This window comes from Mucilaginibacter sp., from assembly GCF_036383575.1.
Lineage (GTDB): Bacteria > Bacteroidota > Bacteroidia > Sphingobacteriales > Sphingobacteriaceae > Mucilaginibacter.
In genome coordinates, this window is sequence record NZ_DASVOB010000337.1 from 1 (window position 1) to 1,735 (window position 1,735).

3 protein-coding genes are annotated in these 1,735 nt (G+C 41.0%); all 3 read right to left on the minus strand.

Going from position 1 to position 1,735, the window contains the following annotated elements; all coding sequences use genetic code 11:
• Nucleotides 1-155: 155 nt before the first annotated feature.
• On the minus strand, nt 156-623 hold the full coding sequence (locus tag VF500_RS11530; protein ID WP_330859807.1) for an SRPBCC family protein: 468 nt from the start codon (nt 621-623) through the stop codon (nt 156-158).
• Between the two features lies 1 nt (nt 624).
• On the minus strand, nt 625-945 hold the full coding sequence (locus VF500_RS11535) for an ArsR/SmtB family transcription factor (protein WP_121232792.1): 321 nt from the start codon (nt 943-945) through the stop codon (nt 625-627).
• Nucleotides 946-1,046: 101 nt separating this feature from the next.
• A complete protein-coding gene (locus VF500_RS11540) occupies nt 1,047-1,349 on the minus strand; it encodes a hypothetical protein (RefSeq protein WP_330859809.1) in 303 nt (100 codons plus the stop codon).
• Nucleotides 1,350-1,735 lie beyond the last annotated feature (386 nt).

A 1,735-nucleotide genomic window follows, 5' to 3' on the forward strand; every position in this document is an offset into this window, starting at 1 on the left:
AAATAGCCCGGATAGCCTAAATGGGCAAGGCTATCGGCCCCTCCTGCCCCGGCTTTCGCTTTTAATAGCTGCACCATTCCGGTTGATATCATTCCTAAAGCCAGCCAGATGGTAGCTATCCAGTAGATAATTTTATTCCGCTTCATGATGCTGTGTTATTTCAATTTGTTTAATACTTCCTGTAACCTGTTATGCGCCATGTTTATACCATAGGCAAATGGCAGCTTCAGCATCTGATCCCTGAGTTCGGCCGTTCTGTAAACTACATGCATATTAAGCTTGCTGGTATCGTCGGTAAGCTTTTCAAACTCCAGGAACTCCAACTGCACATCAAAAGGCGCGTTATCCATTTCAAACGTGCGGGTGATCTTTTGATCAGGAATAAATTCATGGATGGTTCCGTTGGCCTTGAAAACTACATTGCCATGCGGATCTTTTGTTTCAAATTGCCAGCTGCCGTGTTTTTTATTTTCAAGCTTGAGCACTTTTGTTCCCATCCATTGCTCCACAATTTCGGGCTCTATATAGGCTTTAAAAAGCAGCTCTACCGGCAGCTCAAATACCCGTGTTATGGTTAGGTCCTGTTTGCCATTTTCGGCATCAATTTTTGTTTTCTTCTCCATGTTATTTGCCTTTATAGTTTTTCATGATGGTTTCTAATTTGTTGAAGCGGTCTTCCCACATTGCGCGGAAGGGCTCGATAAAGTCGGCTACGTCTTTCATTCTTTCTGCATTAATATGATAATAGATCTCCCTGCCGTTCTGCTCCTGTTTAAGCAGTTCGCACTCGGTAAGTATTTGCAGGTGTTTGGAAACAGTGGGACGGGCGGTGTCGAAATTTGAAGCGATCACACCGGCGGTCATTGATTGCGTGGCAACCAGTAAAAGAATAGCCCTTCGGGTAGGGTCGGCTATGGCCTGGAATACATCTCGTCGTAAATTCATCGTGTAGCTATTTGACTACAAATATAAATGTAGCCATTTAACTACGCAAGTGTTTTTAATTATTTTTTGAGATGGTTTTGTGTTATAGGGGAATGGGAGTTTTAATTGCTGATCACCCTCAGTATGGCAACATCACCGGAGGGGCAATTGAGCATCCTTGCGGCCATCAGGTGGCCTTCGTAACCGAACCATGACTTTCCTTTTGTCATTACAGCAGTTATCCGGTATTTAGAATCGATAGCAACAAACTTACAATGATATACCTGCTTCGTTACCTTATTTGCAAATACGGCCGAACCATACTTGCCGGACATCGACATAAAAGAAACGTCAACTTGCCCGCTTTTTAGATCCATTTCTGAAAGGGATTTAAATACCATATGGTTTAAGGTTTTTGCTTTCATATAAATTTAAACAGAAGAACTACAAAAAAGAGGTGTTCAGATTGTTCATTTTTATTTCAGCCTGTCCCTGCCTGTTCAGTAAACCTGCAGCTGAATGAATTACCCAGACTATCAACACATTATTACCAGCCGATAACCTGTCAAAAACACATTAATTTATTTTCTGAAAGTAATAAAACGGGGCTCCGTGCATTTTGTAATACATTCTTAACATCGCATTCGCTTAAAAAAGTGTAATTTTAGGTCTTCTTAGCAAGGTTATACTACTGGTAACAGTAAACTATAATAATTTAATGGGTATGAATGCCATTCACAATAAAGATATTGGGACCAAACAAAAAGCGCTGGCCATTAATCTTAACCCCGAAATTTATGGCTCATTTGCC